The organism is uncultured Flavobacterium sp., assembly GCF_963925415.1.
Taxonomy (GTDB): Bacteria; Bacteroidota; Bacteroidia; order Flavobacteriales; family Flavobacteriaceae; genus Flavobacterium.
The window spans coordinates 1-5,598 of record NZ_CAWUTS010000131.1 but is presented as its reverse complement, the minus strand read 5'-3'; the positions used below and the strand labels follow the sequence as shown (position 1 = coordinate 5,598).

At 30.9% G+C, this 5,598-nt stretch carries 7 protein-coding genes and 1 pseudogene; 5 read left to right on the top strand and 3 right to left on the bottom strand.

The window, feature by feature from the left end; genetic code table 11:
- The first annotated feature begins 370 nt into the window (after positions 1–370).
- The 5 genes from thrS (at position 371) to rlmF (ending at position 4,710) form a co-directional block, all read left to right on the top strand.
- Positions 371–2,317 (top strand): threonine--tRNA ligase, encoded by a 1,947-nt coding sequence (thrS, locus tag AABM47_RS10270; protein ID WP_338410831.1) that lies wholly within the window; start codon positions 371–373, stop codon positions 2,315–2,317.
- A gap of 22 nt (positions 2,318–2,339) precedes the next feature.
- The gene (gene infC, locus AABM47_RS10265) at positions 2,340–2,888 is read left to right on the top strand and encodes a translation initiation factor IF-3 (RefSeq protein WP_338410832.1); all 549 of its coding nucleotides are present in this window, start codon (positions 2,340–2,342) and stop codon (positions 2,886–2,888) included.
- Positions 2,889–2,980: 92 nt separating this feature from the next.
- Complete coding sequence (gene rpmI / locus AABM47_RS10260) at positions 2,981–3,178, top strand: 50S ribosomal protein L35 (RefSeq protein ID WP_022827375.1); 198 nt, start codon at positions 2,981–2,983, stop codon at positions 3,176–3,178.
- 166 nt (positions 3,179–3,344) lie between these two features.
- Positions 3,345–3,689, top strand: a complete 345-nt coding sequence (gene rplT, locus AABM47_RS10255) for a 50S ribosomal protein L20 (RefSeq protein ID WP_338410830.1) — start codon at positions 3,345–3,347, stop codon at positions 3,687–3,689.
- Between the two features lie 97 nt (positions 3,690–3,786).
- On the top strand, positions 3,787–4,710 hold the full coding sequence (gene rlmF, locus AABM47_RS10250) for a 23S rRNA (adenine(1618)-N(6))-methyltransferase RlmF (protein WP_338410829.1): 924 nt from the start codon (positions 3,787–3,789) through the stop codon (positions 4,708–4,710).
- Here the strand turns inward: rlmF and AABM47_RS10245 are convergent.
- From AABM47_RS10245 to AABM47_RS10235, 3 genes and pseudogenes are all read right to left on the bottom strand, one after another.
- Positions 4,685–4,843: a hypothetical protein gene (locus tag AABM47_RS10245; RefSeq protein WP_338410828.1), complete on the bottom strand. Its 159-nt coding sequence runs from the start codon at positions 4,841–4,843 to the stop codon at positions 4,685–4,687. The genes rlmF and AABM47_RS10245 overlap by 26 nt on opposite strands.
- A complete protein-coding gene (locus tag AABM47_RS10240) occupies positions 4,831–5,196 on the bottom strand; it encodes a GNAT family N-acetyltransferase (RefSeq protein ID WP_338410827.1) in 366 nt (121 codons plus the stop codon). The genes AABM47_RS10245 and AABM47_RS10240 overlap by 13 nt, the downstream gene beginning before the upstream one ends.
- 79 nt (positions 5,197–5,275) lie before the next feature.
- Positions 5,276–5,598, bottom strand: a pseudogene (locus AABM47_RS10235) (bifunctional 5,10-methylene-tetrahydrofolate dehydrogenase/5,10-methylene-tetrahydrofolate cyclohydrolase); the annotation flags it as partial.

Sequence of the window (5,598 nt, the reverse complement as noted above, 5' to 3'; positions counted from 1 at the left end):
TAAACAACAATACAAGTAATATAAAAACTAACATGAAAATATAGTTAATATATATGGAGAAACTAACAAAAATTATAATGAAATTTCTTCTTTTTAAGATGAATTAATTAAAACGAATCGCTTTTAAAGATTTGTTAGTTGAAACTAAAGGTTGGTATTCTGCAATTATTACTAAAAACAAATTGGTTCCTTATAATTTAAAAACAAATTATAAGCCATTAAAGGCAGAATAACTTTATATATATTGATTAAACATTCATAAAAAAAATCATATACTTATAATGTATAATAATATTTTAATAAATCAGTACCTATATATATTGTATGTGTTTTAGGTTTTTTTATATTTGCATCCTATTAAAATTCTAAAATGATACAAATTACTTTACCTGACGGGTCAATTAAGGAAATGGCAAAGAGCTCTACTCCTATGGATGTTGCAATGAGCATAAGTGAAGGGCTGGCTAGAAATGTTATTTCGGCTTCCTTTAACAATTCTACTGTTGAAACAACAACCCCTTTAAACACTGACGGCTCAATAGTATTATATACTTGGAATAATGACGAAGGTAAGAAAGCTTTTTGGCATTCTACTTCACATGTTTTAGCTCAAGCAATTGAAGAAAAGTATCCCAATGCAAAGTTAACATTAGGACCCGCTATTGATAATGGGTTTTATTATGATGTAGATTTTGGGGAAGATAAATTTACAGATGCCGAATTTAAAGCAATTGAAGATCGAATTTTAGAAATCTCGAGAGAGAAGCATCAATTTAAAATGCGTTCGATTTCAAAAGCAGATGCATTGTCTGTATATAAGGACAATGAATATAAAACTGAATTGATTTCGAATCTTGAAGATGGAACTATTACATTTTGTGATCATTCAACCTTTTTTGATTTATGCAGAGGTGGGCATATTCCAAACACAGGAATTATAAAAGCTATGAAGATTTTATCTGTAGCTGGAGCGTATTGGAGAGGTAATGAAAAGAACAAGCAGTTGACTCGAGTTTATGGGATTTCGTTTCCAAAACAAAAAGAATTAACTGAATACATGTACTTACTTGAAGAGGCAAAAAAACGAGACCATAGAAAATTGGGAAAAGAATTGGATTTATTCCATTTTTCACCACGAGTAGGCCAAGGATTGCCTTTATGGTTGCCTAAAGGTGCTGCTTTAAGAGACAGGTTGGAACAGTTTTTGAAAAAAGCGCAAAAGAAAGCAGGTTATGAGCAAGTTATTACGCCACACATAGGTCAAAAGGAGCTCTATGTAACATCGGGTCATTATGCAAAATATGGTGCTGACAGTTTTCAACCTATAAAAACACCTGCAGATGGAGAAGAGTTTTTATTGAAACCTATGAATTGCCCTCATCATTGTGAGATTTATAACGCAAGACCATGGTCATATAAAGACTTACCCAAACGATATGCTGAATTTGGCACTGTATATAGATATGAACAAAGTGGCGAATTACACGGTTTAACTCGTGTTAGAGGATTTACTCAAGACGATGCCCATATTTTTTGCACACCAGATCAATTGGATGAAGAATTTAAAAAAGTAATAGATCTTGTACTCTATGTTTTTGGATCTTTAGGGTTTGAAAATTTTACAGCACAAATATCATTACGAGATAAAGAAAACAGAGATAAGTATATAGGTAGTGATGAAAACTGGGAAAAAGCAGAAAATGCTATCATCAATGCTGCAAAAGATAAAAACTTAACTACTGTTGTTGAATATGGTGAAGCTGCGTTTTATGGTCCAAAACTGGATTTTATGGTAAAAGATGCATTAGGCAGAAGTTGGCAATTAGGAACAATTCAGGTAGATTATAATTTACCTGAGCGGTTTGACCTTACCTATAAAGGAAGTGATAATGAGTTACACAGACCTGTAATGATTCATAGAGCACCTTTTGGTTCGATGGAGCGTTTTATTGCAATTTTAATAGAACATACTGGTGGAAATTTTCCACTTTGGCTGATGCCAGAACAGGCTATAATTTTATCTTTAAGTGAGAAATATGAAAAATATGCTCAAAAAGTTTTAGAATTGCTAGAAAATCACGAAATTCGCACGCTCTTAGATAACAGAAACGAGACAATAGGAAAGAAAATACGAGATGCTGAAGGACAAAAATATCCGTTCATGCTAATCATAGGTGAGGAAGAAGAAAAAAACGGTACAGTTTCTGTGAGAAAACATGGTCAAGATGGAAAAGGGAATATTACTGTTTCAATTGACGCTTTTGCATCACTTATTAATGAGGAAGTGCAAAAAACATTAAAAACATTTGAAGTTTAACTAAATAATTGAAACCATAGCAATAAGAAACAACAGAGGATATCAGCCTCGAGTAGAAAAAAAAGATGCACATAAAATCAACAATTTTATTCGTGTACCAGAAGTCCGTCTTGTAGGAGATAATATTGAACCTAAAGTTTACAAAACTTCTGAGGCTATGAGAATGGCTGAAGAACAAGAACTTGATTTGGTTGAAATTTCTCCAAATGCAGAACCGCCCGTTTGTAAAATAATGGATTATAAAAAGTTTCTTTACATGCAAAAAAAGCGTGAAAAGGAATTGAAGGCAAAATCTTCTCAAGTTGTGGTTAAAGAAATTCGTTTTGGTCCACAAACCGATGAGCATGATTACGAATTTAAGCGTAAAAATGCTGAGAAGTTTTTAAAAGAGGGCGCAAAGCTAAAAGCTTTTGTGTTTTTTAAAGGAAGATCAATTATATATAAAGAACAAGGTCAAATTTTATTATTACGTTTGGCTCAAGATCTTGAAGAATTTGGTAAAGTGGAGCAATTGCCAATACTAGAAGGTAAGCGTATGATTATGTTCATCGCTTCTAAAAAAAAGAAATAAACAATTTGCGCAAAGCAAATGCAACATAAAATGAGGATGCTTCGCAAACTCGTAAAGAAAGTAAGTAAGATAAATTTAAATAAAAGGAAGAAATGCCTAAAATGAAAACCAAGTCTAGTGCCAAGAAACGATTTAAAGTTACTGGTTCTGGAAAGATCAAGAGAAAGCACGCTTTTAAAAGTCACATTTTGACTAAAAAATCTAAAAAGCGTAAATTAGCTTTAACTCATTCTGCTTTAGTTCATAAAACAGATATGAAAAGCATTAAACAACAATTAAGAATTATTTAAAAAACAGCTGGTAAAAGTCATAAACCATAACTTTAAAACTTATGAAAATTGACGACTTACTGTTGTTTAAATAAAACTTTAGGTTAAAACAATTTAATAACCCTGTACTAGAGCAACTAAGAACTTTGCAACAAAAAGACGCCTACTACAAAACACAATTAAAATTATGCCAAGATCAGTAAATTCAGTTGCTAAAAGAGCACGAAGAAAAAGAATATTAAAGCAAGCCAAAGGATACTTTGGAAGACGTAAAAACGTTTGGACAGTAGCTAAGAATGCCGTTGAAAAAGCATTAACATATGCTTATCGCGATAGAAAAGTAAACAAAAGAAATTTTCGTTCATTATGGATTGTTCGTATTAACGCTGCAGCTCGTTTACACGGAATGACTTATTCTCAGTTTATGGGTAAAGTAAAAGCTAATAACATTGAATTGAACCGAAAAGTTCTTGCCGATTTAGCGATGAACCATTCAGATGCTTTTGAAGCTATTGTAAACAAAATTAAATAAAACGTCTAACCGTTTATCTTACTTATAAAAAGAATCCCAATCGAAAGATTGGGATTCTTTTATTTATAACTCTATCTTTACAAAAACAAAACACACTTTGAATACAACACCCGAAAAAAAAGGCTTTCATTCTAGAAACAAACACAGGTTTGGATATGATTTTACAGAATTAATCAATTCAAATTCGAGCTTAAAACAATTTGTTTCTGTAAATAAATATGGAAATGAAAGTATTGACTTTTCAAATCCAGAAGCAATAAAAACATTAAATACGTCTTTATTGAAAAGTAATTACAATATTGAATATTGGGATATTCCTGATGGATTTCTTTGTCCTCCAATTCCTGGAAGAGCAGAATACATTCATCATGTTGCAGATGTATTAAGTGACGTTTATGGAGAAATTCCGACCGGAAAAAAAATAAAAATTTTAGATGTCGGAGTTGGAGCAAATTGTATCTATCCTATTATAGGAACAGCCGAATACGGATGGCATTTTGTAGGGTCTGAAATAGATAAGCAGGCCATAAAATGTGCCGATAAAACAGTTAAATCTAATGTAGGCTTACAAGATTTAGTAGAACTAAGGATGCAACCATCAAAACGAAATGTATTTAAAAACATTATTAATGTTGGAGAAATTTTTGACATGACCATCTGTAATCCACCTTTTCACAGTTCAAAACAGGAGGCTACAAAAGGAACCCTTAGAAAGTTAAAAAATTTAAATAACGATAATACACAAAAACCAGCTTTAAACTTTGGCGGTGTAAATAACGAATTGTGGTGTGAGGGTGGTGAATTGGCTTTCATTACTAACATGATTTATGAAAGTGTTCATTTTAAAAGCCAATCGTTATGGTTTTCTACGTTAGTTTCTAAAAAAGAAAACCTAAAACAGGTCTATAAACTTCTTAAAAAAGTAGGAGTTATTGACGTTAAAACTATTGAATTATCACAAGGAAATAAGATAAGTCGTCTGCTTTTTTGGACTTTTAAAGATTTGAAAGTAAGGGTATAATTTTTTCCATTACAAAATCTTGCATCAAATAGCCTTTACCAATTTCAATATCTTCTTGATATGCAATTTTGAATCCTGCTTTTTTATAGAAATATTGAGCTTTATTGAATCTGTTTACATTTAAATATAGCATGTTATTTTGAGCTTCTTTCGTTTTTTTTTTTCAATTTCATTTAATAATTGAAAACCAAAACCTTTTCCTTGTGTTTCTGGTAAAACATATATTTTGTGAATTTTAGTCTTGTGATCATTACAATTTATTTCGTAAGAAGCAAAACCAACAAATTTTTCATTTTCTTCAACTAATAAAAAAATATGATTGCGTTTTACTAGCTGTTCGGTTAAAGCTTCCAAATTATAAAATTTATCTAACATATAAGTTAATTGTTCTTTAGACAATATTTCACTATATGCAGAAGGCCAAATAGCAAAAGCTAATTCAGCAATAATTGGTAATTGAGATTTTGAAGCTTGAACTATGTTCATATTCTTTTATAAAAAATCACGAATTTATACTATAAAATTAATACAAATTTGTGAAATTATTTTTGAATTATTAATACTATTACGCGTTTTTCATTTTTTTTTGTTCTCTTGCTAAAAGTGTGTTTTTTAACAACATTGCAATAGTCATCGGTCCTACTCCACCAGGAACAGGTGTTATATATGATGCTTTTTTAGAAACATTTTCAAAATCTACATCACCTGTAATTCTATATCCTTTTTCTTTAGTTTCATCAACAACACGAGTAATACCTACATCAATTACTACAACATCATCTTTTACCATTTCGGCTTTAAGATAGTTTGGCACACCTAATGCAGTAATAATGATATCAGCTTGACTCGTAATTTGATTAATGTTCTTAGTATGACTATGCGTTAGGG

Coding starts and splice junctions, on each gene's coding strand:
- thrS (WP_338410831.1), top strand. CDS start 371: ATGATACAAATTACTTTACCTGACGGGTCAATTAAGGAAATGGCAAAG.
- rplT (WP_338410830.1), top strand. CDS start 3,345: ATGCCAAGATCAGTAAATTCAGTTGCTAAAAGAGCACGAAGAAAAAGA.
- AABM47_RS10245 (WP_338410828.1), bottom strand. CDS start 4,843: ATGCTATATTTAAATGTAAACAGATTCAATAAAGCTCAATATTTCTAT.
- rpmI (WP_022827375.1), top strand. CDS start 2,981: ATGCCTAAAATGAAAACCAAGTCTAGTGCCAAGAAACGATTTAAAGTT.
- AABM47_RS10240 (WP_338410827.1), bottom strand. CDS start 5,196: ATGAACATAGTTCAAGCTTCAAAATCTCAATTACCAATTATTGCTGAA.